The 24,343-nt window shown below is 71.2% G+C and carries 20 protein-coding genes; 11 read left to right on the top strand and 9 right to left on the bottom strand.

The window, feature by feature from the left end:
- The first annotated feature begins 83 nt into the window (after positions 1-83).
- A complete protein-coding gene (locus ACF1G2_RS07315) occupies positions 84-1,313 on the top strand; it encodes a GNAT family N-acetyltransferase (RefSeq protein ID WP_391797327.1) in 1,230 nt (409 codons plus the stop codon).
- A gap of 68 nt (positions 1,314-1,381) precedes the next feature.
- Here the strand turns inward: ACF1G2_RS07315 and ACF1G2_RS07310 are convergent, their stop codons facing one another.
- Entirely contained in the window at positions 1,382-2,191 is an 810-nt protein-coding gene (locus ACF1G2_RS07310) for an Fpg/Nei family DNA glycosylase (protein WP_391797326.1), read from the bottom strand.
- Positions 2,192-2,283: 92 nt separating this feature from the next.
- A complete protein-coding gene (locus tag ACF1G2_RS07305) occupies positions 2,284-2,772 on the bottom strand; it encodes a ribose-5-phosphate isomerase (protein ID WP_391797325.1) in 489 nt (162 codons plus the stop codon).
- Positions 2,773-2,955: 183 nt separating this feature from the next.
- Here ACF1G2_RS07305 and ACF1G2_RS07300 point away from each other — a divergent pair, with 183 nt between their 5' ends.
- Positions 2,956-4,401 carry an amino acid permease gene (locus ACF1G2_RS07300; protein WP_391797324.1) on the top strand — a complete coding sequence of 482 codons (1,446 nt, stop codon included), beginning with the start codon at positions 2,956-2,958 and terminating at the stop codon, positions 4,399-4,401.
- 148 nt (positions 4,402-4,549) lie between these two features.
- Here the strand turns inward: ACF1G2_RS07300 and ACF1G2_RS07295 are convergent, their stop codons facing one another.
- Positions 4,550-5,143, bottom strand: a complete 594-nt coding sequence (locus tag ACF1G2_RS07295) for a biotin transporter BioY (protein ID WP_391797323.1) — start codon at positions 5,141-5,143, stop codon at positions 4,550-4,552.
- 257 nt (positions 5,144-5,400) lie between these two features.
- Here ACF1G2_RS07295 and ACF1G2_RS07290 point away from each other — a divergent pair, with 257 nt between their 5' ends.
- The 3 genes from ACF1G2_RS07290 (at position 5,401) to ACF1G2_RS07280 (ending at position 9,234) form a co-directional block, all read left to right on the top strand.
- Positions 5,401-6,804, top strand: a complete 1,404-nt coding sequence (locus ACF1G2_RS07290) for an amino acid permease (protein ID WP_391797322.1) — start codon at positions 5,401-5,403, stop codon at positions 6,802-6,804.
- A 192-nt stretch (positions 6,805-6,996) separates the two neighbouring features.
- A complete protein-coding gene (locus tag ACF1G2_RS07285) occupies positions 6,997-8,400 on the top strand; it encodes an amino acid permease (protein ID WP_391797321.1) in 1,404 nt (467 codons plus the stop codon).
- A gap of 189 nt (positions 8,401-8,589) precedes the next feature.
- A complete protein-coding gene (locus ACF1G2_RS07280) occupies positions 8,590-9,234 on the top strand; it encodes a superoxide dismutase (protein ID WP_391797320.1) in 645 nt (214 codons plus the stop codon).
- A 109-nt stretch (positions 9,235-9,343) separates the two neighbouring features.
- On the opposite strand, the gene ACF1G2_RS07275 is transcribed toward ACF1G2_RS07280, so the two are convergent.
- A complete protein-coding gene (locus ACF1G2_RS07275) occupies positions 9,344-9,979 on the bottom strand; it encodes a DsbA family protein (protein ID WP_391797319.1) in 636 nt (211 codons plus the stop codon).
- 150 nt (positions 9,980-10,129) lie between these two features.
- Between ACF1G2_RS07275 and pepN the strand changes: the two genes are divergently transcribed.
- Both pepN and ACF1G2_RS07265 read left to right on the top strand, forming a co-directional pair.
- Positions 10,130-12,688 carry an aminopeptidase N gene (gene pepN / locus ACF1G2_RS07270; protein ID WP_391797318.1) on the top strand — a complete coding sequence of 853 codons (2,559 nt, stop codon included), beginning with the start codon at positions 10,130-10,132 and terminating at the stop codon, positions 12,686-12,688.
- Between the two features lie 180 nt (positions 12,689-12,868).
- Positions 12,869-13,879, top strand: coding sequence for a hypothetical protein (locus tag ACF1G2_RS07265; protein ID WP_391797317.1), 1,011 nt, complete (start codon positions 12,869-12,871; stop codon positions 13,877-13,879).
- Positions 13,880-13,882: 3 nt separating this feature from the next.
- Here ACF1G2_RS07265 and ACF1G2_RS07260 read toward each other — a convergent pair whose 3' ends face one another.
- From ACF1G2_RS07260 to ACF1G2_RS07240, 5 genes are all read right to left on the bottom strand, one after another.
- Positions 13,883-15,022 carry a serine hydrolase domain-containing protein gene (locus ACF1G2_RS07260; RefSeq protein ID WP_391797316.1) on the bottom strand — a complete coding sequence of 380 codons (1,140 nt, stop codon included), beginning with the start codon at positions 15,020-15,022 and terminating at the stop codon, positions 13,883-13,885.
- A 97-nt stretch (positions 15,023-15,119) separates the two neighbouring features.
- Positions 15,120-15,587 (bottom strand): NUDIX hydrolase, encoded by a 468-nt coding sequence (locus ACF1G2_RS07255; protein ID WP_391797315.1) that lies wholly within the window; start codon positions 15,585-15,587, stop codon positions 15,120-15,122.
- Between the two features lie 9 nt (positions 15,588-15,596).
- Positions 15,597-16,076, bottom strand: a complete 480-nt coding sequence (locus ACF1G2_RS07250; protein WP_391797314.1) for an HPP family protein — start codon at positions 16,074-16,076, stop codon at positions 15,597-15,599.
- On the bottom strand, positions 16,073-16,939 hold the full coding sequence (locus tag ACF1G2_RS07245) for a pyridoxamine 5'-phosphate oxidase family protein (protein WP_391797313.1): 867 nt from the start codon (positions 16,937-16,939) through the stop codon (positions 16,073-16,075). The genes ACF1G2_RS07250 and ACF1G2_RS07245 overlap by 4 nt, the downstream gene beginning before the upstream one ends.
- Before the next feature lie 83 nt (positions 16,940-17,022).
- A complete protein-coding gene (locus ACF1G2_RS07240; protein WP_391797312.1) occupies positions 17,023-17,478 on the bottom strand; it encodes a VOC family protein in 456 nt (151 codons plus the stop codon).
- A 121-nt stretch (positions 17,479-17,599) separates the two neighbouring features.
- Here ACF1G2_RS07240 and ACF1G2_RS07235 point away from each other — a divergent pair, with 121 nt between their 5' ends.
- The 4 genes from ACF1G2_RS07235 to ACF1G2_RS07220 all read left to right on the top strand — a co-directional run bounded on the left by ACF1G2_RS07235 (position 17,600) and on the right by ACF1G2_RS07220 (position 24,314).
- Positions 17,600-18,142: a CGNR zinc finger domain-containing protein gene (locus ACF1G2_RS07235; protein WP_391797311.1), complete on the top strand. Its 543-nt coding sequence runs from the start codon at positions 17,600-17,602 to the stop codon at positions 18,140-18,142.
- A gap of 189 nt (positions 18,143-18,331) precedes the next feature.
- Entirely contained in the window at positions 18,332-21,649 is a 3,318-nt protein-coding gene (locus ACF1G2_RS07230) for a S8 family serine peptidase (protein ID WP_391797310.1), read from the top strand.
- 207 nt (positions 21,650-21,856) lie between these two features.
- Positions 21,857-22,873 carry an aspartate-semialdehyde dehydrogenase gene (locus ACF1G2_RS07225; protein ID WP_391797309.1) on the top strand — a complete coding sequence of 339 codons (1,017 nt, stop codon included), beginning with the start codon at positions 21,857-21,859 and terminating at the stop codon, positions 22,871-22,873.
- Positions 22,874-23,111: 238 nt separating this feature from the next.
- Positions 23,112-24,314 (top strand): TerD family protein, encoded by a 1,203-nt coding sequence (locus ACF1G2_RS07220; RefSeq protein ID WP_391797308.1) that lies wholly within the window; start codon positions 23,112-23,114, stop codon positions 24,312-24,314.
- The last annotated feature ends 29 nt before the right edge of the window (positions 24,315-24,343 follow it).

The following is a 24,343-nucleotide window of genomic DNA, read 5'->3' as shown; positions in this document are numbered from 1 at the left end:
CGGATCTCGTGCAGGGGGACCCCTGAGACATTGCGCGCGAAATCGGGTCGCCTCGGGCCGCCGTGCGCTGGTATCGATGGCATATGACGACTCAGATGCGCGTACTTGACCCGGCCGAGTGGGACGAGTGGTACGGGATGCTGGAGCTCGCGTTCGGCGGTGTGGCGGAGGCTCCGGAGGAGCGCCGGCTCTGGCAGGAGCTGACCGAGTACGACCGCTCGATCGGTGTCTGGGACGGCGAGCGCTGTGTGGGTACGGCGGGCGCGTTCTCGTTCCGGCTCTCGGTTCCGGGCGGGGCGCTCGTGCCGACGGCGGGCGTCACGATGGTGGGTGTGGCGGCGACGCACCGGCGGCGCGGGATCCTCACCTCGATGATGCGGCGCCAGCTCGACGACGTACGGGCGTGGGGGGAGCCGCTGGCGGTGCTGACGGCCTCGGAGCCGGCGATCTACGGCCGGTTCGGCTACGGCATCGCCGCGTACTCGACGCGGGCGACGATCGACACGAACCGGGTGTCGCTGGCGGTGCCCGAGGGCACGGACGGCGTGGTGCTGCGCCAGGCCGACCCGGCGAAGGCCTCGGGGGCGTGCGAGGCGGTGTACGCGCGCAAGGTCGCGGCGCGGCCCGGGATGACGGCCCGGCAGCCCGGGTGGGAGCAGCTGCCGTTGCTCGACCCGGAGGGCGAGCGGGGCGGTGCCTCGCCGCGCCAGTGTGTGCTCGCGGAGCGCGACGGGGAGGTCGTCGGGTACGCGCTGTACGCGATCAAGCCGGAGTGGTCGTACGCCGGAGCGGAGGGCAGCGTGCAGGTGAAGGACCTGGAGGCGCTCGATCCGGCGGCGGAGGCGGCGCTGTGGCGCTTCCTCTGGTCGATCGATCTGACGTCGTCGGTACGGCTCCACAGCCGGCCGGTGGACGACGGCTGGCAGCACCTGGTGTCGGACCTGAGGCGGTGCTCGCCCACGCAGCGGGACGCGCTGCATCTGCGTCTGGTGGACGTCGGGGCGGCGCTGGAGGCACGGACGTACCAGGCGCCGGTGGACGTGGTGTTCGAGGTCGCGGACGCGTTCTGTCCGTGGAACGAGGGGCGGTGGCGGCTCACGGGGGACGCCACGGGGGCGGTGTGTGTGCGTACGGACGACGACGCGGACCTCGCCCTGTCCGTACGGGAGTTGGGCGCGGCGTATCTCGGGGGCAACTCGCTCGTGTCGCTGGCCTCGGCGGGGCGCGTGCGGGAGCTTCGTGGGGGCGCGTTGGTGCAGGCGTCCGTGGCGTTCGGGTCACCCGTCGCGCCGTGGCTGCCGCACGGGTTCTAGCGCAACGGCTTCGGGGGGCGCCGGGGGGCCTCCACCACCCTGCAGGACGTGTGCCCGCACGGAGTGCGTCAGTGCTGCTGGCAGCCCGGGCACCAGAAGAGGTTGCGCGCCGCGAGGTCTGCCGTGCGGATGCCGGTGGCGCAGATGTGGCAGGGCTGGAGGGCCCGGCGGTAGACGTAGACCTCGCCGCCGTGGTCGTCCACGCGCGGCGGGCGGCCCATCGCCTCCGGGGTGTGCTCGGGGCGGACGGTGTCGATGCGGTTCAGGCGGACGCCCTCGCGCATCAGGGCGACGAGGTCCGTCCAGATCGCGTCCCACTCGCGGCGGGTGACGTCCCTGCCCGCGCGGTACGGGTCGATGCCGTGCCGGAAGAGCACCTCGGCGCGGTACACGTTGCCGACGCCCGCGATGACCTTCTGGTCCATCAGGAGGGCGGCGATCGTGGTGCGGGACCTGGAGATCCGGTTCCAGGCCTTGGCCGGGTCGTCGCCGTTCCGGAGCGGGTCGGGGCCGAGGCGGTCGTGTATCGCCCGCTTCTCGGGGTCGGTGATCAGGGCGCAGGTGGTCGGCCCGCGCAGGTCGGCGTAGTGCTCGTCGTTGACGAGGCGCAGCCGGACCGTGTCGGTGGGCGGCGGTGCGGGGGTCGTACCGAAGCCGAGCTTGCCGAAGAGACCGAGGTGCACGTGGATCCAGCCGGCGTCCGCGAAGCCGAGGAAGAGGTGCTTGCCGTGGGCGTCGACGCCGTCGAGGACCCGTCCGTCGAGGAGTGCCGCGCTGTCGGAGAACTTGCCCTGCGGGCTGCTCGCACGCACGGACCGTCCGCCGAAGCGCTCCAGGTGGTCCTGGGCGAGGCGGTGGATCGTATGCCCCTCGGGCACTGCTGGTCTCCTGGCTGAACGGGGCGGCACGGCCGTGCCGCCGGGGGGTCGGCCCGGCGGCACGGGTGAAGGCGTCGGCCTCCTGGGGGCGGTCAGCCCTCCTGAGGGTGGTGGGCCGGGATCGGGGGGAGCTCGCCGGTGGCCTCGTAGGCGGAGAGCATGTCGATCCGGCGGGTGTGACGCTCGTCACCGGAGTACGGGGTGGAGAGGAAGATCTCGACGAACTTCGTCGCCTCTTCCCGGGTGTGCATCCGGCCGCCGATGGAGACGACGTTGGCGTTGTTGTGCTCGCGGCCGAGGGCGGCGGTCTGCTCGCTCCAGGCGAGGGCGGCGCGCACCCCCTTCACCTTGTTCGCGGCGATCTGCTCGCCGTTGCCGGAACCGCCGATGACGATGCCCAGGCTGTCCGGGTCCGCAGCCGTCTTCTCGGCGGCGCGCAGGCAGAACGGCGGGTAGTCGTCCAGGGCGTCGTAGATGTGGGGACCACAGTCGACGGGCTCGTGGCCATGGGCCTTCAGCCACTCGACGAGGTGGTTCTTGAGTTCGAAGCCGGCATGGTCGGAGCCGAGGTACACGCGCATGATCCGAGTGTGGCACGGCGGGCTCTGGGTAGCGGTCAGCGGGGTCGGGGCCTACGTCCGTGCCGCCAGGGACCTTCGCCCCTTACGCAACGAATCGGAATCGGCCCTTCCGATCACCCCGTCCCCCGGTGTTGAATGCTCGGGCTCGTGACCCGAGCGCCCCACACACGTAAGGAAGCGTTCATGAACACGCAGCCGACCCTTGCGAAGGAAGGCGAGACCACCGGAAACCCCGGTGATTCGCAGTCTTCCGACGGACTCAAGGCCGGTCTCAAGAACCGACACCTGTCGATGATCGCCATCGGTGGCGTCATCGGCGCCGGACTCTTCGGAGGTTCCGCGGCAGGCATCAAGGCCGCCGGCCCCGGCATCCTGCTGTCGTACGCGCTCGTGGGCGCGATGGTCGTCTTCGTCATGCGGATGCTCGGCGAGATGTCCGTGGCCAACCCCACCTCCGGCTCCTTCTCGGCCCACGCCGACCGGGCGCTCGGACGCTGGGCCGGCTTCTCGATCGGCTGGCTCTACTGGTTCTTCTGGGTCGTCGTCCTCGCCGTCGAGGCGACCATGGGCGCGGACATCCTCAACGGCTGGATCCCGTCCGTCCCGCAGTGGGCCTGGGCGCTGATCGTGATGGTCGTCCTGACCGCCACCAACCTCGGTTCGGTCGCCTCCTACGGCGAGTTCGAGTTCTGGTTCGCGGGCATCAAGGTCGTCGCCATCGCCGCGTTCATCGTGGTCGGCGGGCTCGCGATCTTCGGCGTGCTGCCCGGCGCGGACACCTCGTCCGCCGGACTGAGCAACCTCACCGAGCACGGCGGCTTCCTGCCCAACGGCTACGGCGCGATCCTCACGGGCATCCTCATGGTCGTCTTCTCCTTCATGGGCAGCGAGATCGTCACCCTCGCCGCCGGCGAGTCGTCGGACCCGCGCCGCGCGGTCGCCAAGGCGACCAACAGCGTCATCTGGCGTGTCGGCATCTTCTACCTCGGCTCGATCCTGGTGGTCGTCTCGCTGCTGCCCTGGAACGACCCGGCGCTGGAGAAGGACGGCTCGTACGTCGCGGCGCTCGACTCGATCGGCATCCCGCACGCCGGCCAGATCATGAACGTGATCATCCTGACGGCGGTGCTCTCCTGCCTGAACTCGGGCCTGTACACCGCGTCCCGCATGGCGCACTCCCTCGGCCGGCGCGGTGACGCCCCGAAGGCCTTCGCCAAGACGAACGCCAAGGGCGTGCCGCAGACCGCGATCATCGGATCGGTCGTCTTCGGCTTCGTCGCCGTCTTCTTCAACTACAAGTGGCCCGACACGGTCTTCGCCTTCCTGCTGAACGCGTCCGGCGCGATCGCGCTCTTCGTCTGGCTGGTCATCTGCTTCTCGCAGCTGCGGATGCGGAAGATCATCCTGCGGGAGTCCCCGGAGAAGCTGCTCGTCCGGATGTGGCTGTTCCCGTACCTGACCTGGGCGACGATCGCGATGATCGTCTTCGTCCTCGGCTACATGCTCTACAACGGCGGCTCCGCCCGTGAGCAGGTCCTGCTGTCGCTGCTGGTGGCCGGCCTCGTGGTCGCCGTCTCGGTGGTCCGCGACCGCTTCGGCAAGACCCCCGAGCCCGTCACCAAGGACTGAATCCCTGCCTGACGGGTTCTGTCAGGCAGAGACGGAAAGCTCTCCGTGTTCCAGGGAACCCCTGGAACACGGAGAGCTTTTCCATGTCCGGACCGGCTTCGCCCTTCGCCCCGGGCCGGTCGGCGGCGCGTGACGATGCCGGAACGCCTCAGCCCTTGCGGCCGACGGCCTTCCACGCGGTCGGCAGCAGACCCATCGCGAGGGCGGCCTTGAGAGCGTCGCCGACCAGGAAGGGGGTGAGGCCGGCGGCGACCGCCTGCGAGAGCGTCATGCCGGTGGCGAGGGCCAGGTACGGCACGCCGACCGCGTAGATGACGGCGGAGCCGAGCACCATCGCGCCGGCGGTGCGGAGCACCGAGCGGTCGGCTCCGCGGCGGGCGAGGGCGCCGACGACGGTCGCGGCGAGCAGCATGCCGAGGATGTAGCCGAAGGAGGGCATCCCGTAGCCGGAGGTGGCCTGCGCGAACCACGGCACGCCTGCCATGCCGGCGACCGCGTAGAGGGCCAGGGAGAGGAAGCCGCGGCGGGCGCCGAGCGCCGTGCCGACGAGAAGGGCCGCGAAGGTCTGGCCGGAGACCGGGACGGGCGAGCCGGGGACCGGGACGGCGATCTGCGCGGCGATGCCGGTGAGGGCCGCGCCGCCGACGACGAGCGCGATGTCACGGGCGCGGCTGGACGGCAGCAGGTCGGCGAGAACCGTCCCGGAGCGGAGGGAACGGACAGGGGCGACGGCGGTGCTCATCGGTACTCCGCGGAGGGTGAGGGGGTACGGGGACGGATCGACCGTAGTCCAGGAGTGAACGCTCGATCACCATCAGCCACCCACAAAGCGGAGGTTGAGCGCTTCGTGGAGATCGAACAAAGATCGGCGCCCATGCCTCGCGCCACGTGACGCTTGTCACGGCGTGGAGCTGGAAAGAGGGTCATTTTGCGCCAGGAGGCGGTCGGCAGACAGACTGTGAGTTCTCCATAAACACCTCCGAAGGCACGAGCCCCCTCATGCACGACGCACCGACTGCCGTCCCGGCTCCCCCGGCCACCGAACCGGAGCCGCTCTCCCACGGCCTGAAGCAGCGTCATCTGACGATGCTGGGGCTCGGCGGGGTGATCGGGGCCGGGCTCTTCGTCGGCTCGGGGGCCGGCATCGCGGTCGCGGGGCCCGGCATCGTCCTCTCGTATCTGATCGCGGGCACGCTCGCGATGCTCGTCATGCGGATGCTCGGCGAGATGTCGGCGGCGATGCCGGCCTCGGGCGCCTTCTCGGTCCACGCCGAGCGGGCGCTGGGCCGCTGGGCGGGCTTCTCGGTGGGCTGGCTGTACTGGTTCCTGCTGGTCGTCGTCCTCGCCGTGGAGGCGACGGGCGCGGCGCGGATCGCCCACGGCTGGGTGCCGGGCGTCCCGCAGTGGGGCTGGGTGCTGATCTTCATGATCGTCTTCACCGCCGCCAACCTGGCGGCGGTGAAGAACTTCGGCGAGTTCGAGTTCTGGTTCGCCGCGCTCAAGGTCGGCGCGATCGTCCTCTTCCTGGTCCTCGGGGCGCTGGCGATCGTCGGGTGGCTGCCCGACACGGACCCGGTCGGCGCGGCCCATCTGACCGGAGACGGCGGCTTCCTGCCGAACGGCTGGGGCGGCGTGATCTCCGGTGTCCTCGCCGTGGTCTTCGCCTTCGGCGGCCTGGAGGTCGTCACGATCGCGGCCGCCGAGTCGGACGATCCGGCACGCAACGTGGCGCGGGCGGTGCGCAGCGCCGTGTGGCGGATCCTCTTCTTCTACGTCGGCTCGATGCTGGTCATCGTGACCCTGCTTCCCTGGACCTCGATGCTGCCGGGCCAGTCGCCGTACGTCGCGGTGCTGGACGCGATCGGGGTGCCCTCGTCCGGACAGATCATGAACATCGTGGTCTTCGTTGCGCTGCTCTCGGCGCTCAACGCGAACCTGTACGGCTCCTCGCGGATGGTCTTCTCGCTCGCCGAGCGCGGCGAGGCACCCAGGGGGCTGCTCAAGGTCTCGGGCGGAGGGGTGCCGCGCCGGGCGGTGCTCGCCTCGGTTGCCTTCGGCTTCGTCTCGGTGCTGCTCAATCTGAAGTGGCCGGATTCCGTCTTCCTCTACATGCTCAACGCGGTCGGTGCGGTACTCCTCTTCGTCTGGGGGCTGATCGCGGTCTCGCAGCTGCGGCTGCGCCGCCGGATCGAGCGCGAGGCGCCCGAACTGCTGACGCTGAGGATGTGGGGCTTCCCCTGGCTGACCTGGACCGCGCTGGCCGCGATGGCGGCGGTCCTGGGGCTGATGCTGACCGACGACGGGGCGCGGCCGCAGGTGCTGTGGTCGGGCGCGGCCACCGGGGCCGTGCTGCTGGTGGCCGGTCTGCGGGAGCTGCGGGACCGGCGGCGCTCGGGCACCTGAGGCACACGGCCAGGTCTCGGCGCCGAGGCCCACGGGATGGCGGGGGCGGACCTACCGGCGCGTACGAGAAGACACGAGATCTTCACGTTGCGTGAAGCTCGTGACCGTATAGCGGACATCCGTTCCCTGTCAGCGGTACGCACCCACAGACTGTGGCGCGTCCCCCGCCTCCTCCCCGAACAGGGCTGGTTCATGTCCCGGACCACCGCGCCCGCGCCCGTCGACCGCAAGGACGACTCGGCGACGCTCTCGCACGGGCTCAAGCAGCGTCACCTCTCGATGATCGCCCTCGGCGGCGTCATCGGCGCCGGCCTCTTCGTCGGCTCCGGCGCCGGCATCGCCGCCGCCGGCCCGTCCATCGTCCTCGCCTACACGCTGTCCGGCCTGCTCGTCATGCTGGTGATGCGCATGCTGGGCGAGATGTCGGCCGCGTACCCGTCCTCCGGATCGTTCTCCTCCCACGCGGAGCGGGCCTTCGGCTCCTGGGCCGGGTTCACCGCCGGCTGGTCGTTCTGGGTGCTGCTCAGCGTCGCCGTCGGCCTGGAGGGCATCGGCGCGGCGAAGATCGTCACCGGCTGGCTGCCCGGCACGCCCGAGTGGGCCTGGGTCGCGCTCTTCATGCTGCTCTTCTGCGGCGCCAACCTGGCGGCCGTGAAGAACTTCGGCGAGTTCGAGTTCTGGTTCGCCGCCCTCAAGGTCGGTGCGATCACGCTCTTCCTCGGCCTCGGTGTGCTCGCGATCCTGGGCGTCCTGCCCGGCACGGACTCCCCCGGCACGGCCAACCTCTTCGGCGAGGGCGGACTCCTGCCGAACGGCAGCGAGGGCCTGGTCATCGGCCTGCTCGCCTCGGTGTTCTCGTACGGAGGCATGGAGACGGTCACCATCGCCGCCGCCGAGTCCGAGGACCCCGTCAAGGGCGTCGCCAAGGCCGTGCGCACCGCGATGTGGCGCATCTCGCTCTTCTACATCGGCTCGATGGCGGTCATCGTCACGCTGGTCCCGTGGAACGACAAGGCGGTCGCCGAGAAGGGCCCGTACGTCGCCGCCCTCGATCAGCTGGGCATCCCGGGCGCCGGCCAGATCATGAACGTCGTGGTGCTCATCGCCCTGCTGTCCGCGATGAACGCGAACATCTACGGCTCCTCCCGCATCGCCTTCTCCCTGGTCAAGCGGGGCCTCGGCCCGAAGGTCCTCGGCACGGTGTCCAGCGGTGTGCCGCGCTTCGCCGTCCTCGCGTCCTGCTTCTTCGGCTTCGTCTGCGTGGGCCTCAACTACTGGTCCCCCGAGACGATCTTCCCGTGGCTGCTGAACATGATCGGCGGCGTGATCCTGGTCGTCTGGATCTTCATCGCGGCCTCGCAGCTGGTGCTGCGCCGCCGCATGGAGCGCGAGGAGCCCGAGAAGCTGGTCGTCCGGATGTGGGCCTTCCCCTACCTCACGTGGGTGGCGCTGGCCGGCATGGCGGTGATCTTCTTCCTGATGGCCCGTGAGGAGGGCACCCGCGTGCAGCTGTACGCGACGGGCGCCATGACCGTGGCGCTGGCCGTCATCGGACTCGTCCGCCAGAAGGCGGGCGCGGCGCGCCAGGACGCCTGACACCGCCTCCCGTTTCCCCTTTCGCCGGAACGCCCGGACCGCTCCCCGCGGTCCGGGCGTTCCGCCTCTCCCGGGCCCGCCGCGCCACGAGTCCTAGGACCGAGGACTGATCAACTTCGGACACACCTGCTGCTAGCCTGCACTTGCATAGAGGTTGCAATAACTCAGAAGCAGCGAGAGGCTCGGCACATGGCGATCTACACCCTTCCGGAACTGCCGTACGACTACGCGGCTCTGGAGCCGGTGATCAACCCCCAGATCATCGAGCTGCACCACGACAAGCACCACGCCGCGTACGTCAAGGGCGCCAACGACACCCTTGAGCAGCTGGAAGAGGCGCGCGACAAGGACCAGTGGGGCTCGATCAACGGCCTGGAGAAGAACCTCGCGTTCCACCTCTCCGGCCACATCCTGCATTCGATCTACTGGAACAACATGAACAGCCCGAAGGACGGCGGCGGCGGCGAGCCGCTCGCGGCCGACGGCGTGGGCGACCTCGCCGACGCGATCACCGAGTCCTTCGGCTCCTTCGCCAAGTTCAAGGCCCAGCTGACCAAGGCCTCCGCGACCACCCAGGGCTCCGGCTGGGGTGTCCTCGCGTACGAGCCGATCAGCGGCCGGCTGATCGTCGAGCAGGTCTACGACCACCAGGGCAACGTCGGCCAGGGCTCGGTCCCGGTCCTCGTCTTCGACGCCTGGGAGCACGCCTTCTACCTGCAGTACAAGAACCAGAAGGTGGACTTCATCGAGGCCATGTGGCAGGTCGTCAACTGGCAGGACGTGCAGAAGCGCTACACGGACGCCAAGGGACGCACCCCGCTCATCGGCATCTGAGGAACGTCCTGCTCGTGATCGTCTTCTCAACCTTCACCGGGCAGGCGGAAGAAGGGCGGGCCCCCGCGGTGACGTGAACCGCGGGGGCCCGCCTGTACGGACGGCCGTCCTACTCGAAGCTCGGCGCCGCCGTCCGCGTGCGCTTGATCTCGTAGAAGCCGGGCGTCGCCGCCACGAGCAGCGTGCCGTCCCAGAGCCGGGCCGCCGCCTCGCCGCGCGGGGTCGGGGTGACGACCGGGCCGAAGAAGGCGACCTCGTCGCCGTCCGCGCCCGGCACGGAGATGACCGGCGTGCCGACGTCCTGGCCGACCTTCTCGATGCCCTCCTTGTGGGAGGCGCGCAGCTCGGTGTCGTACGTGTCCTTGTCGGCGTAGTCCGCGAGGTCGGCCGGCAGGCCGACGTCCGCGAGGGCCGCCGTGATCGCCTCGCGCGTCGGGCCCTCGCCGTTGTTGTGGAAGCGGGTGCCGAGCGCGGTGTAGAGCTTGCCGACGACCTCGTCGCCGTGCTGCTGCTGGGCCGCTATGACCACGCGGACCGGGCCCCAGGCCTTGGTCTCCAGCATGTCGCGGTACTCGGCCGGAAGCTCGTCCAGCTTGTCCTCGTTGAGGACGGCCAGGCTCATCACCTTCCACCGGACGTCGACCGGACGGACCTTCTCCACCTCCAGCATCCAGCGGGAGGTCATCCAGGCCCAGGGGCACAGCGGGTCGAACCAGAAGTCGGCGGTGGTCCTGCTCTCGGACATGTCACTCCTCAGGGACGGATGTCTATGCGGACGGATGTCTATGCGCCGGAGAAGGAACACCCCCGGCCGGTGAGGGCATTCCCGCGTGTCGCGTGTCAGCTCCACATGGGAGGATCGGTGCTGTTTCGAACGAGCCACGAAGGAGTGACCGTGCCCGGAGAGAATCTGTCCCGCGACGAGGCCCGCGAGCGGGCCGCGCTGTTGTCCGTCGACGGGTACGAGGTCGCCCTGGACCTGCGGTCGGCGGTCGGGGAGTCCGGCGAGGAGGTCCGCACCTTCCGCTCGGTGACGACCATCCGGTTCCGTCGTACGGGTACGGGCACGGCCACCTTCGTCGACCTGATCGCGCCCAGCGTCACCTCGGTCGAGCTGAACGGCCGCGCGCTCGACCCGGCCACCGTCTTCGACGGCGCGCGGATCGCCCTGGACGGCCTGGCCGACGAGAACGTGCTCGTGGTCGACGCCCAGTGCGCCTACAGCCGGACGGGCGAGGGCATGCACCGCTTCGTCGACCCGGAGGACGGCGAGGTCTACCTCTACACGCAGTACGAGCCGGCCGACGCCCGCCGGGTGTACGCCACCTTCGAGCAGCCCGACCTGAAGGCCCCGCACCTCTTCTCGGTGACGGCGCCCGAGGGCTGGACGGTGTGGAGCAACGGCGCCGGGGAGCGGGACGCGGAGGGCGTGTGGCGCTTCGCGGAGACGGCTCCGATCTCGACGTACATCACCTGCGTCGTCGCCGGGCCGTACCACTACGTGACGGACACCTACCGGCGCACGCTGGCCGACGGGTCCGAGCTGGAGATCCCCCTCGGCGCGATGTGCCGCAAGGGGCTCGCCAGGCACTTCGACGCGGACGACGTCTTCCTGATCACCAAGCAGGGGTTCGACTTCTTCCACGACAACTTCGACTACCCGTACCCCTTCGGGAAGTACGACCAGGCCTTCGTCCCCGAGTACAACCTCGGCGCGATGGAGAACCCGGGCATGGTGACCTTCCGCGAGGAGTACATCTACCGGGGCAAGGTCACCCAGGCCGCCTACGAGCGCCGGGCGAACGTGATCCTGCACGAGATGGCGCACATGTGGTTCGGCGACCTCGTCACCATGGTGTGGTGGGACGACCTGTGGCTGAAGGAGTCCTTCGCCGACTTCATGGGCTCCTTCTCGCTGGCCGAGGCGACCCGCTTCACCAACAGCTGGGTGACCTTCGCCAACAACCGCAAGTCCTGGGCGTACCGCGCCGACCAGCTGCCGTCCACCCACCCGATCACGGCCGACATCCGTGACCTGGAGGACGCCAAGCTGAACTTCGACGGCATCACGTACGCCAAGGGCGCCTCCGTGCTGAAGCAGCTCGTGGCGTACGCGGGCCGGGAGGCCTTCCTCGAGGGCGCGCGGCGCTACTTCAAGCGCCACGCGTACGGGAACACGCGCCTGACCGATCTGCTGTCCGTGCTGGAGGAGACCTCCGGGCGCGACATGAAGGCGTGGTCGCGCTCCTGGCTCCAGACCTCGGGCGTCAACACGCTGGCGCCGGAGGTGACGTACGACGCGGAGGGCCGGATCACCGAGCTGACCGTCGTCCAGGCCGGCGACGAGCTGCGCCCGCACCGGGCGGCCGTGGGTCTCTACCGGCTCTCGGCGGAGGGCGAGCTCGTGCGGTACGCGCGGGCCGAGGCCGACGTCGTCGGCGCGCGGACGGTCGTGGCCGAGCTCGCGGGGGCGGAGCGGCCGGACCTGGTCCTCGTCAACGACGACGACCTCACCTACTGCAAGGTCCGGTTCGACGAGGGCTCGCTCGCGACCCTGCGGGCGCACCTGGGCGACATCACGGACCCGCTGGCGCGGGCGCTGTGCTGGTCGGCGCTGTGGAACCTGACGCGCGACGGCCTGATGCCGGCAAGGGACTTCGTGGCGGTGGCCCTCGGCTTCGCGGGCCGGGAGACGGACATCGGCGTCCTCCAGATGGTGCACGCCTGGGCGCGCTCGGCGGTCACGAACTTCGCGGCGCCCGAGTGGCGCGCGGAGGGCGGCCGGCTGCTCGCCGAGGGCGGGCTGCGGGAGCTGCGGCTCGCCGCTCCGGGCAGTGAGCACCAGCTGACCTGGGCGCGGTTCTTCGCCGCGTCCGCCGCCTCGGAGGCGGACTTCCAGCTCCTGGAGGGTCTCCTCGACGGCACGGCGAAGATCGACGGTCTGGACGTCGAGCAGGAGCTGCGCTGGGCGTTCCTGGAGCCGCTCGCCGCGCACGGCCGGGCGGACGAGGCCCGGATCGCCGAGGAGCTGGCCCTCGACGACACGGCGACCGGCAAGCGCCACCAGGTCCGCTGTCTGGCCGCCAGGCCGTCGGCGGCGGTCAAGGCCCAGGCCTGGGCGCAGGTCGTCGAGTCGGACGCGCTGTCGAACGCGCTGGTGGAGGCGACCATCGCGGGCTTCGTGCAGCCGTCGCAGCGGGAGCTGATCGCGCCGTACGCGGAGAAGTACTTCGCCGCCGTCGAGCGGGTGTGGGCGGACCGTTCGATCCAGATCGGCATGGACGTGGTGCGGGGGCTGTTCCCGGCGCTCCACGGCGAGGGGGCCCTGGCCTCGACGGACGCGTGGCTCGCCGCCCATGAGTCGGCGGCGCCGGCACTGCGCCGCCTGGTCCTGGAGGGCCGCGACGACCTGGCGCGCGCACTGCGCGCGCAGGCGTGCGACGGCGGCCTGTAACCCGCACCGCCCCCCGGAGCGCGGCGCCCTCGTCGGGGGCGCCGCGCTCCCATGTGCGGGAGGTGGTGGTCGTGCATTGTCGGCAGTCGAACGTGCGTACTTTAGGACGAGGATGTCCCGGTTTGGCGACGCGCGTGTAACAGCGGTTAGCGGGGGCCCGGGGAGCGGAAGACCCCCGGCATGAACCACAACACCCCCATCACCCCCCGGCCCCTCCCCCTCCCCTCCCTGACCGACGAGCGCCAACGCGTCGCATCCACCGCCCAGTTGCGCGACCAGGGGCTGTCCGGCTCCGACATCGCCGCGCACTGCCGGCCGGGCGGCGAGTGGCAGCAGATCCTGCCCGGCGTCTTCCTGCTCAGCCCCGGGCAGCCCACCAGCGAGGACCGGCTGCGGGCCGCGCTGCTCCACACCGCGCGCCCCGGCGCCGGGCCGGCCGGCCGGGGCCCCGAGGCGATGATCACCGGTCTGGCCGCGCTCGCCCTGCACCGCTTCTCCTCCGCTCCCCCGCTGACCGCGGTGGACCGGATCGACGTGCTGGTCCCCCGCACCCGCAGACTGCGCTCCACCGGCTGGGTGCGGGTGGTGCGCTCCCCGGAGTCGCCCGAGCCGCTGGACATCGCCGGTGTGCCCGTCGCGCCGGTCGCCCGCGCGCTCGCCGACGCGGTGTCCGCGCTGACCGACGCGGGAGTGGTGCGCCGGCTGCTCACCGAGGCCGTGCGTGCCGGTCACTGCGAACCCGGCTCGGTGGTGAGGGAGTTGAACCGGGCGCGGCTGCTCAGCCGGCCGCACGTGGTGGCCGCCGTCGACTCGCTGCTCGCGGAGGGCCGGAGCATCGCGGAGGAGCGGCTCTACGAGATGGTCCGGGAGTTCGGCCTGCCCGACCCGCTGTGGAACGTGGATCTGCGCCTGCCCGGCGGTCCGCACCTCGGCGGTCTGGACGCCTACTGGCCGGACCAGGCGGTGGCGGTGGAGCTGGACACCCGGGCGCCCCGGCAGGACGACGACGCGCTCTGGTCGGAGTACACCCGCAAGCGCGAGCACCTGGAGCGGCTCGGCATCACGGTCGTCCACATCACCCCGCGCAAGCTGCGCGAGGCGATGGACCAGCAGGCCACCGTGGTCCGTACGGCCCTGATGGCCGCGACGGACCGGCAGCCCGCGGCGTACGTCGTCGTCCTGCCCCGCTGAGTGTCAGCCCCGGCCGCAGAACTCGGCCTCGACGACGGTCTGACTGTCCCCCGCCCAGTCGGCGTTGAAGTTCATGGCGAGCGAGTGGCCGCCGTCGCGGGTGGCGACGGCCTGCGAGGAGGAGCCGTGGATGCCTCCGCCGTGACCCCACACCTCCTTGCCGCAGCTGAGCTTGGCCCGCATCAGCCCGAGGCCGTAGGAGAGCTCCGGCGCCTCGGCGCCGACGGGCACGGCGCGCGTCATCTCGCGCATCTCGGCCCTCGGCAGCAACTTCCCCTTGAGCAGGGCCCGGTAGAAGGTCTGCAGATCGTTGGAGTCGGAGATCATCTCGCCCGCCGCGTGGGCGAGGGACGGGTTCAGCTCGGTGACGTCGTACACCGTCGTCGCGTCCGGGTCCCGGGAGAGCTTCGAGTACGCCCGTGAACTCGGCTTCGGCATCGTCACGGTGGTGCCGGGCACACTGGTGGCGCGCAGCTTCAGCGGCTTGACGATCCGCCGCTCGACCTCCTTGCCGTACGGTCGGCCGGTCGCCTTCTCGATCACCATGCCCGCGAGGACGTAGTTGGTGTTGGAGTAGCTCCAGTCGGTCCCGGGGGCGAAGTCCGGCGCGTGGGTCATGGCGACCGCGACGAGCTGCTCGGGGGTCCAGGTGTCGTAGCGGTTCTTCAGGAAGTCGGTGCCGAAGACCTTCTGCTGGAAACCGGGGTCGGAGGTGACGTCGTAGATGCCGCTGGTGTGGTTGAGGAGCTGGCGGACGGTGACCGTGCGGCCGTCGTGGCCGTTGCCCCGGACCACGCCCGGCAGCCACTTCTCGACGGGGTCGTCGAGGTCGAGCCGTCCCTCGGCCTGGAGCTGGAGCAGGACGGTCGCCACGAAGGTCTTGGTGATGGAGCCGACCCGGTAGCGGTCCTCGCCCCCGCGTTCACCTGCGGTTCCGGTCCAGGAGCCGCGACCGCTCCGGGCCTGGGCGACGGCGCCCGGCACGCCCTCCTCGACGGCCCCGTCGAGGGCCCGCTGGGTGGCGGTGTGGTCGGGCTTCTTCGGCGCGGTGGCCGCGGCGGCGGGCGCGGCGAGCGCTCCGGCGGTGAGGGCGGCCACGGCGGTGGCGGCGAGGACGGTGCGGGCGGCGCGTACGGATGTCATGCGGGTTCCCCCTGGTGTCGTGTGACGTCCTGCGGTCACGGGAGGGGACCCGGCGGCGGGCGGGGCGGTTGAGCGGCCCGCCGTGGTTGAGCGGAAATCAGCCGTTCGCGGGATCGGCGAGGCTGGACCGGCCGACGGGCGGTCGATCGCGCCACAACTGCACCCCGATGTCGACCAGTTCGACACGGGTGAGCTCCTGGACGGAAGCGAGCGGATGCCAGGCGGCGAGGTCGGTGGAGCCGCCGGTCTCGTTGCGCAGGGAGCCTCCGGTGATCCGGCTCTCGTAGATGATCCGCAGGCCGTGGAAGTCGCCGGGCCCTGCGAACCGGCGGATCCAGCCTCGCCGGATGGAGTCGATACCGAGGAGGGCGACCGGCTCGGTGAGGTATCCCGTCTCCTCCTCGACCTCGCGGACGACGGTGTCGACCGGCTCCTCGCCGTGGTCCATCCCGCCGCCCGGCAGGGTCCACCGCCGCTCCCCGGCGCTGTTCACCCAGCGGGCGAGGAGTATCTCGTCGTCACGGACACACACGGCGTAGGCCGCCACCCTCAACTCCTGCTTCATGAGCCGAGGTTAGAACCAGTACACGGGGTATGTCCGCCCGGTCGCCCGGGCGCCCGCGAGCCCGACGGCGACGAGCAGGAGGCTCGCGAGGGCGAGCAGGGCGAGGAAGGTCCAGAACGGCGGATTCTGGAGGGTGACGATCACGGCCGTGGCGGCGGCGGGCGAATGCGGGGTGCGGGTGGCCATCATGACGCCGAGCGCGAGACCGCCGGCGAGGGCGGCGCCCCAGAGGGTGGGGCCGGTGACGAGGAGGACGGAGAAACCGGTGAGCGCGGAGAGGAGCTGGCCGCCGACGACCGAGCGGGGCTGGGCGAGCGGCAGGTCGGGGGCGCCGGCCACCAGCGCCATGCTGGCCGCGAGGGGCGGGATCAGCAGGGGCTGATGGAGGACGGTGCCGAGGGCGACCAGGGCGAGGAGCGCGGTGACGCTGACGGTGGTCGCCAGGGCCACGGCCCGGGGACGGGGCCGGGCGGGGGCGGCTGTGGTCATGCGGGGTCCTGGGGAAGGGGCGGGTTGGCGGGCGAGTACTCCGGCTCCGACCAGCGCAGCGGGCTCCCGGACGGGATCTCGACGGTCCGCCGGACGTGGAAACGGTTGACGCGGACGTCGTCGGGGCCGTAGTCGGTGTGGGCCGTGCCGGAGAGCTGGAGCGTGGTGCCGGTCCGCCAGTCGACGAAGAGGAGCCCGGCTCGGTCGTCGGACGCGAGGTTGCCGAGGGTCAGGAACATGGCGTTGCCGGGATAGTCCCGCCAGCTCAGTTCGGTGGGCGCGTCGACCCGGACGAAGCCGGGGTTGCCGCCGCGATGGCTCGCGTCCACGCCGTCGGGGGCGGTGGTCGCGATGAAGAAGGTGTCGGCGGCCCGCACGAACCGCTCCTGGGCGGGGGTGAGTGCGGTGCCGTGGAGCGGGTCTCCGGGCGGGGTGGCGGGATCCGGAGCGTACAGCTCGCGCTTCTGGAGGTACTTCGGGCAGTTGGAGAAGACCTGCTCCGCCTCGACGGTGAAGCCGCGCGGGCTGGGGCGGGCGACGCCGTTGAGGCGCATACGGCGGCGGGTGCGGGGGTCCAGCGCGATCGTCCCGACTGGGGTGGGGCCGGGGGCGGGGGGCGGGGCGGCCACGGAGATCGTGTGCGGGCCGGTCGCCCTGGCGAAGCCTGGGGTGCCGGTGAGGAGGGTGCTCCAGAGCCGCCCGTCGGCGTCCGCCGCGGCGAGCACGAGCATGGGCTGGAGTTCGAGGAAGGCGGCGGCGACGGGGCGGATGCCGTCGCTGATGGAGCGGCCGATGTGGTCGGCGATGCCGGTGACTCCGACGCGTTCCTGGATGGCGCGGGAGCCCGGGTTGTACGGATCCATGGTCGGGGCCTTTCGGGTGGCGCCCGCGCCGGGGCCCGGGGTGCGGGCCCCGGCGCGGGCAGCGCGTTCACAACGGGGGCCTTCTAGAAGAAGCCGCAGGTCGGGGCGCCCTCGGTGGGGGCTTCCGCGCCTTCCGCGCCCGTGGGGGCGAAGATCTCCAGGCGGGTGCCGTCCGGGTCGTGGAAGAAGATGCCGCCCGAGGAGCCGCCCTCGGAGTGGGGGACGACGCCCTCGTAGGCGAACTCGGTGCCCCGCGCCTTCAGGGCCTCCTCGGCCGCTTTGACCCGCTCGATCGACTCGGCCTCGAAAGCGAGGTGGTGCAGACCCGCGCGGCCGGAGTCGTACCCGCCCTCCGCCTGCTGCCAGAGCGTGACGACGAGCTTGCCCCCCTGGCCGAGGAACGCGTACCGCCGCCCGTCCTCCTTGCCCTCGCCGAGCACCTCGAAGCCCAGCACGTTCCCGTAGAAGTCGAGCGAGCGCTCCAGGTCCGTGACGTTGAGCCCGATGTGGTTGGTGACCAGCGTTCCGATCGCCGACATGGCGGTTCCCCTCTCGACATGGCGAGTACTAACCTCTGAGATAGACATTAGAGGTTAGAGAGCGACCGTGCAACCAGTCACGTAACCTTGAGGGGTTAGTTCTACGAGGAGGATGTCCGCCATGACCGTTTCCGACCCGCGCCCCCTGGTCGGCGAACCCGTCTCCCTCGACCTGCTCAACACCCGCTGGATGCTGGACGGCGCGCGCCAGGACCTGCTCACGGACACCGAGGGGCTGGCCGTCTGGCTCCGGGCCAACGCACTCGACGGACGCTTCGCCGCCGACGCGACGACGCTCCGCCACACGCTCGCCGCCCGCGACGCCCTCGCGGGCCTCGTCGACCGGCCCGGCGACCCTGCCGCGACCGCCCGCGTCGACGCCGTGCTCGGCCACGGCCGCATCCGCGCCACCCTCACTCCCGAGGGCCCGGGCGAGCTGGCCGAGTTCGCGGACGCCGCCTGGGGCCCGGGCTGGACGGCGGCCCGCGACTACCTCGACCTGCTGCGGACCGCACCGGACCGGATCCGGTCCTGCGCCCACGAGGCGTGCATCCTGCACTTCTTCGACACCTCGCGGAACGGCACCCGCCGCTGGTGCTCGATGGCGGTCTGCGGCAACCGGGCCAAGGCCTCGCGCCACTACGCTCGTACAAAGGAAAACTAACCGACCGACCAACTCGCCCCGCTTGAGGGCGATTCATTCCCGATGGCGTACGCCGCGCGGTGGCGGATGTGCGCCATCAGCACATCCCGCCACCTGACAACTCTCCACAAACCCCTGTCACTTACGAAAGGCTGAGCGGTCATCCGGTACCGAAATCCGGACCCTCTTCTTTCACAAACAGGGATGTAAATGACCACCCCCGAATCTCAGAGCTCCATACCCGGGCGCTCGACCCCCGGACACAGACGGGCCGCCCGCATCGCGGCGGCCGCCGGACTCGTGACCGCGCTCATCGCGGCCGGTGCCGCTCCGGTCCTGGCCGCCGAAGACCCGGCGACCACCCCTCCGGTCAAGTCCGCCGACTCGGCCGACAAGCTCGGCCCGACGGACGCCCAGCGCCTCACCGAGGCCGAGGCCGCCGGCGAGAAGAACGTCACGATCCTCGTCGCCACCGCCCCCGGCTCCACCGAGCAGGTCGCCGGCCAGCTCGACGCCGTCCAGGGCGCCTCGGTGGGCAAGCAGAACGACAAGCTCGGCTACGTCCGCGCGACCCTGCCGACCGCCAAGGCGGAGGCCGCCATCGCGGCTGCCACCAAGCTCTCCTCCGTCCAGTCGATCGACCTCCAGGCCGAGATCAAGCTGGACGACCCGACCCCGGACTCGGGCACCACCGGTGCCGTCGAGGGCACGACCGTCACGCAGACGTACCCGGCCCCGGGCAAGAACACCCCGGCGAAGAACCCGTACAACCCGTCCCACGAGACGGGCGCGGTCGAGTTCGTCGAGGACAACCCCCGGGCCGACGGCCGCGGCGTGACCATCGGCATCCTCGACTCCGGTGTCGACCTCGGTCACCCGGCGCTGCAGAAGACCACCACCGGCGAGCGCAAGATCGTCGACTGGGTCACCGCCACCGACCCGCTGACCGAGGGCGACGCCACCTGGCGCGCCCAGATCACCCCGGTCGCGGGCCCGGTCTTCTCCGCCTCCTCGCAGTCCTGGAAGGCGCCCGAGGGCTCCTACCAGTTCAGCCGCTTCAACGAGGCGATCACCGCGGGCGGCGACCCGGCCGGTGACATCAACCGCGACGGCGACACGGCCGACCTCTTCGGCATGCTGTACGACCCGGCCGCCGGCACCGTCCGCGTCGACACCGACCAGAACAACGACTTCACGGACAACGCGCCGATGAAGCCGTACAAGGACGGGTACCAGGTCGGCTACTTCGGTACCGACAACCCGGCCACCGAGGTCGTCGAGAAGACGCCGTTCGTCGTCGAGATCCGCAAGGACGTGGCGATGGACCCGCTCGGCGGGACCTGGGTCGGCAAGAAGGCCGACTTCGTCAACATCGGCGTCGTCGAGTCCTCGCACGGCACCCACGTCGCCGGCATCACCGCCGCCAAGGGCCTCTTCGGCGGCCGGATGAACGGCGCGGCACCCGGCGCGAAGATCGTCTCCTCGCGCGCGTGCACCTGGACCGGCGGCTGCACCAACACCGCCCTCACCGAGGGCATGACGGACCTCGTCGTCAACCGCGGCGTCGACATCGTCAACATGTCGATCGGCGGTCTGCCCGCGCAGAACGACGGCGACAACGTCCGCGCCCGCCTCTACACCCGTCTGATCGACCAGTACGGCGTGCAGCTGGTGATCTCGGCCGGCAACTCCGGTCCGGGCATCAACACGATCGGCGACCCCGGCCTGGCCGACAAGGTCATCTCGGTCGGCGCGGCGATCTCCAAGTCGACCTGGGCCGCCAACTACGGCTCGGCCGTCACCAAGTCGTACGCGATGTTCCCCTTCTCCTCGCGCGGTCCGCGTGAGGACGGCGGCTTCACCCCGACCATCACCGGTCCGGGCTCGGCCGTGAACACCATCCCGACCTGGCAGGCCGGCGCCGGCGTGGCCGAGTCCGGCTACGCGCTGCCCGCCGGCTACGGGATGCTCAACGGCACCTCGATGTCCTCCCCGCAGGTCGCGGGCGCGAGCGCGCTGCTGCTCTCCGCCGCGAAGCAGAAGCGCATCGAGCTCTCGCCGCTCAGCCTGCGCACCGCGCTCACCTCGACCGCCGACCGGATCTCCGGTGTCGCGGCCCACGAGCAGGGCTCGGGTCTGATCGACATCAACGACGCCTGGGAGTCGATCAAGGACGGCGCCACGGCGCACGAGTACAAGGTCGAGGCTCCGGTCGACACCGCGATCTTCCCGGCCCCGCACACCGGCACCGGTGTGTACGACCGTGAGGGCGGCCTCAAGGTCGGCCAGAAGAAGGTCTACGACGTCACCATCACGCGCACGACCGGCCCGAACCGGGCCATCGAGCACGAGCTGGAGCTCAAGAACAACGACGGCACCTTCCGGATCCTCGGCGACGACGAGGTCGACCTGCCGCTGAACAAGCCGGTCACCGTCAAGATCCAGGCCCGGCCGACCTCGGCCGGCGTGCACAGCGTGATCCTGGAGGCGGACGACGACCGCACCGAGGGCGTGGACAAGCAGATCCTCGCCACCTCGGTCGTCGCGAGCGACCTGACCGCGCCCGGCTACGGCTTCTCCGCGTCCGGCTCGGTCCAGCGCAACAGCCACAAGTCGTACTTCGTCACCGTGCCGGAGGGCGCCAAGACCCTCGAGGTCGCTCTCGGCGGTCTGAAGGAGAAGAGCCAGACCCGGTTCATCTCGATCCACCCGTACGGCGTGGCCTTCGAGTCCACCGCGTCCAACGTGTGCTACCCGCACTACAACCCGGGCAACGGCTGCCGTGCGGACCTGCGTTCGTACGCCAACCCGACGCCGGGCGTCTGGGAGATCGAGGTCGAGGCGCGCCGCACCTCGCCCGACCTGGACAACCCGTACAAGCTGGACGTCTCGGTGCTGGGCGCCGACTTCGACCCGGCCGTCCAGACCGTTCCCGAGGCGAAGGTCGGCACGCCGGCCGCCGTCGAGTGGACCGTCACCAACACCTTCGCCGGCATCGACGGCAAGCTGAAGGGCGGCTCGCTGGGCTCGGCCAAGGTCGAGACGCCGACGATCAAGCACCACGAGCAGCAGATCAAGACCGTCACCATCGGTGAGGGCGTCGAGCGGCTGGACGTGGCGATCGGCAACACCTCGGACAAGGCCGCCGACCTGGACCTCACGGTCCTGCGCGACGGCGTCCAGGTGGGTCAGGCCGCCGACGGCGACTCGGAGGAGGCCGTCTCGCTGGTCAAGCCGGCCGCCGGGACGTACACCATCGTGATCGACGGTTACTCGGTGCAGGCCGAGGGCGGTACGACCTTCGACTACAGGGACGTGTACTACTCGGCCGCGCTCGGCAGCGTCCAGGTCGACGCGTCCAAGAGCTACCCGCTGGCCAGCGGCGCGACCGCCAAGGTCGCCGCCGAGGTGCTGGTCGCCGGTGCCGCGCCCGAGGGCCGGCAGTTCTTCGGCGAGGTCCAGCTGCTGAACGCGCGCGGCACCGCCGCGGGCGCCGGCAGCGTCGTGATCGGCAAGGTCACCCCGTAACACCGCTGTACGAGTGAGGGGCGGGCACCGGAACCGGTGCCCGCCCCTTCCCCGTCTCCACCCACGTCCCGGCCCCCGTCCCCGGTCTCCGTCGCCGGTCTCCGTCGCCGTTCCGTCCCGACCCTCGGACAATGGATTGGACAAGGCGGGCCAGGACATACGCATCATGGACGGCAGCAGCCTGCACAAACGTACGGAGGAGTCCCCGTGAAGGTCGGAATCGTCGGAGCCACCGGTCAGGTCGGCACAGTCATGCGCGCCATCCTGGCCGAGCGGAAGTTCCCTGTCGACGAGCTGCGGCTCTTCGCCTCCGCCCGCTCCGCCGGCACCGTCGTCGACGGGGTCACGGTCGAGGACGCCTCCACCGCCGACTACACGGGCCTGGACATCGTCCTGTTCTCCGCCGGCGGCGCGACCTCCAAGGCGCTCGCCGAGAAGGTCGCCTCGCAGGGCGCCGTCGTGATCGACAACTCCTCCGCCTGGCGCCGCGACCCCGAGGTCCCGCTGGTGGTCTCCGAGGTCAACCCGCACGCGATCAAGGACCGCCCCAAGGGCATCATCGCCAACCCGAACTGCACCACGATGGCCGCGATGCCGGTCCTCAAGCCGCTCCACCAGGAGGCCGGCCTGACCGCGCTCGTCGCCACGACCTACCAGGCCGTCTCCGGCTCGGGCGTCGCGGGCGTCGCCGAGCTGCGCACCCAGGCGTGCGCGGTCGCGGAGACCGCCGACCAGCTGGCCTTCGACGGTGAGGCCGTGGAGTTCCCCGAGCCCGCCGTCTACAAGCGTCCGATCGCCTTCAACGTGGTCCCGCTGGCCGGCTCGATCGTCGACGACGGCACGTTCGAGACCGACGAGGAGCAGAAGCTCCGCAACGAGTCCCGCAAGATCCTGGAGATCCCCGGCCTGAAGGTCTCGGGCACCTGCGTGCGCGTCCCGGTCTTCTCCGGCCACTCGCTGCAGGTCAACGTCCGCTTCGAGCGTCCGATCAGCGTCGAGCGCGCCTACGAGCTGCTCAAGGACGCGGAGGGCGTCGAGCTCTCCGAGATCCCGACCCCGCTCCAGGCGGCCGGCAAGGACGCCTCGTACGTGGGACGCATCCGGGTGGACGAGACGGTCGACAACGGGCTCGCGCTCTTCCTCTCCAACGACAACCTGCGCAAGGGCGCCGCGCTGAACGCGGTGCAGATCGCGGAGCTGGTCGCGGCGGAGCTGAAGGGCTGACGCCGTTCCGTACGGGAAGGGGGCGGCCGTCCGGGAGGGCGGCCGCCCCTTTCGTCGTCCGGGAGAGCGGCCGCCCCCTTCGCCGTCCGGGAGAGCGGCCCGCCCCCTACGCCGTCCGCTCGCGCGGTCCGGCCCTGGCCGCCCCTCAGGCGGTCCGACCCCGTCGTCCCGCGGTCACGGTCCGGCGGAATTCGGACAACGCGTTCGAAGCCGGGCCTGCGGGTGACAGGATCCGACCATGACCCAGCTGCCCATGGGTGCCGACCTCCCGGTGCCCGCCCAGGCCCTCCAGGTCGCAGTCACCTGGCAGACCGTCCCCGGCGCGCCCGAGGTGGACGTCTCCGCGCTGCTGCTCGACGGCGGCGGGCGGGTGCGGGGAGACGCGGACCTCGTCTTCTACAACCACACCGCGCACCCCTCCGGCGCGGTACGGCATCTGGGCAAGTCGGCTCCGGGCGTGCCGGGCAGCGCGGCCGCGGACTGGCTGTGGCTGAACCTCGCGCGACTGGAGCCGGGGGTGGACCGCGTGCTGGTCGCCGCCTCGGTGGACGGCGGCTCCTTCGGCCAGGTGCGGGGCCTGGACATGCGGGTCACCGACCTCTCGTGCGCGCCCGTCGCGTACGTCGTCGCCGGGGACGCCACGACCGAGACGGCGTTCGTCCTCGGTGTCTTCCACCGGCGGGAGGGCGGGTGGAGGTTCCGCGCGGTGGGGCAGGGGTACGCCTCCGGTCTTGCAGGCCTCGCGACGGACTTCGGCATCGTGGTCGAGGCCCCGCCGGCTCCGATCCCGGGCCCCGGCTACATACCGCCGCCCGCGCCCGTCCGGGACCAGGGGTACGGCGCGCCCGCGACCCCCGTGCGCGCGGTGGCCGATCCGTTCTCGGTGACCTTCCGGCCCTCCGTCCACCAGGGGCGCGGCAAGGAGACCGTGCGCTGCGACCCCGCCCTTCCGCCCGGCTGCTGGGCGCTCCTGGAGATCGAGTCGTACCACTCGATCTCGACCACCATCGAGTCCTGCGACGCCCACGGCCGCGTCGAGGACTTCCTGCTCATGGCCTACGAGGACGACGTCCGCGCCCGAACCGTCGCCGTCGTCCCGCCGGACCGGCCGCTGACGCTGCGGGTCGACGCGGACACCCCCTGGACCCTGCGCGTCCTCCCTCTCGACCACGCCCGCCGCTTCGACAGCCATATCGAGGGCCACGCCCACGACCTCGTCGTCTACGACGGGCCGCCCGGGGTCCTCGACTTCTCCCACCACGGCGCGTCGAACGTCACCGTCCACCGGCACACCCCCGCGCGCGAGCCCGAGTACGACGCGGAGGACCAGGAACTCCTCGTCGACGCGATCGGCGAGGTCCGTGTCAGCGCGTCCGTGACCGGTCCGGGACTGCTCCGGATCAGCGGCGACGGACCGTGGAGATGTGCGATGCGGCGCTGAGGCACGGCGTGGAAGGATGAGCCAAACAT

Source organism: Streptomyces sp. NPDC013457 (genome assembly GCF_043089925.1).
Classification (GTDB): Bacteria; Actinomycetota; Actinomycetes; order Streptomycetales; family Streptomycetaceae; genus Streptomyces.
Note: the sequence above shows the minus strand (reverse complement) of the source record. Positions and strands in the feature narration are given on the sequence as shown.

What these genes read in the sequence shown, in the direction of transcription:
- ACF1G2_RS07315 (WP_391797327.1), top strand. Translation starts at nt 84, where the DNA reads ATGACGACTCAGATGCGCGTACTTGACCCGGCCGAGTGGGACGAGTGG.
- ACF1G2_RS07305 (WP_391797325.1), bottom strand. Translation starts at nt 2,772, where the DNA reads ATGCGCGTGTACCTCGGCTCCGACCATGCCGGCTTCGAACTCAAGAAC.
- ACF1G2_RS07300 (WP_391797324.1), top strand. Translation starts at nt 2,956, where the DNA reads ATGAACACGCAGCCGACCCTTGCGAAGGAAGGCGAGACCACCGGAAAC.
- ACF1G2_RS07295 (WP_391797323.1), bottom strand. Translation starts at nt 5,143, where the DNA reads ATGAGCACCGCCGTCGCCCCTGTCCGTTCCCTCCGCTCCGGGACGGTT.
- ACF1G2_RS07290 (WP_391797322.1), top strand. Translation starts at nt 5,401, where the DNA reads ATGCACGACGCACCGACTGCCGTCCCGGCTCCCCCGGCCACCGAACCG.
- ACF1G2_RS07285 (WP_391797321.1), top strand. Translation starts at nt 6,997, where the DNA reads ATGTCCCGGACCACCGCGCCCGCGCCCGTCGACCGCAAGGACGACTCG.
- ACF1G2_RS07280 (WP_391797320.1), top strand. Translation starts at nt 8,590, where the DNA reads ATGGCGATCTACACCCTTCCGGAACTGCCGTACGACTACGCGGCTCTG.
- ACF1G2_RS07275 (WP_391797319.1), bottom strand. Translation starts at nt 9,979, where the DNA reads ATGTCCGAGAGCAGGACCACCGCCGACTTCTGGTTCGACCCGCTGTGC.
- ACF1G2_RS07265 (WP_391797317.1), top strand. Translation starts at nt 12,869, where the DNA reads ATGAACCACAACACCCCCATCACCCCCCGGCCCCTCCCCCTCCCCTCC.
- ACF1G2_RS07260 (WP_391797316.1), bottom strand. Translation starts at nt 15,022, where the DNA reads ATGACATCCGTACGCGCCGCCCGCACCGTCCTCGCCGCCACCGCCGTG.
- ACF1G2_RS07255 (WP_391797315.1), bottom strand. Translation starts at nt 15,587, where the DNA reads ATGAAGCAGGAGTTGAGGGTGGCGGCCTACGCCGTGTGTGTCCGTGAC.
- ACF1G2_RS07250 (WP_391797314.1), bottom strand. Translation starts at nt 16,076, where the DNA reads ATGACCACAGCCGCCCCCGCCCGGCCCCGTCCCCGGGCCGTGGCCCTG.
- ACF1G2_RS07245 (WP_391797313.1), bottom strand. Translation starts at nt 16,939, where the DNA reads ATGGATCCGTACAACCCGGGCTCCCGCGCCATCCAGGAACGCGTCGGA.
- ACF1G2_RS07240 (WP_391797312.1), bottom strand. Translation starts at nt 17,478, where the DNA reads ATGTCGGCGATCGGAACGCTGGTCACCAACCACATCGGGCTCAACGTC.
- ACF1G2_RS07235 (WP_391797311.1), top strand. Translation starts at nt 17,600, where the DNA reads ATGACCGTTTCCGACCCGCGCCCCCTGGTCGGCGAACCCGTCTCCCTC.
- ACF1G2_RS07230 (WP_391797310.1), top strand. Translation starts at nt 18,332, where the DNA reads ATGACCACCCCCGAATCTCAGAGCTCCATACCCGGGCGCTCGACCCCC.
- ACF1G2_RS07220 (WP_391797308.1), top strand. Translation starts at nt 23,112, where the DNA reads ATGACCCAGCTGCCCATGGGTGCCGACCTCCCGGTGCCCGCCCAGGCC.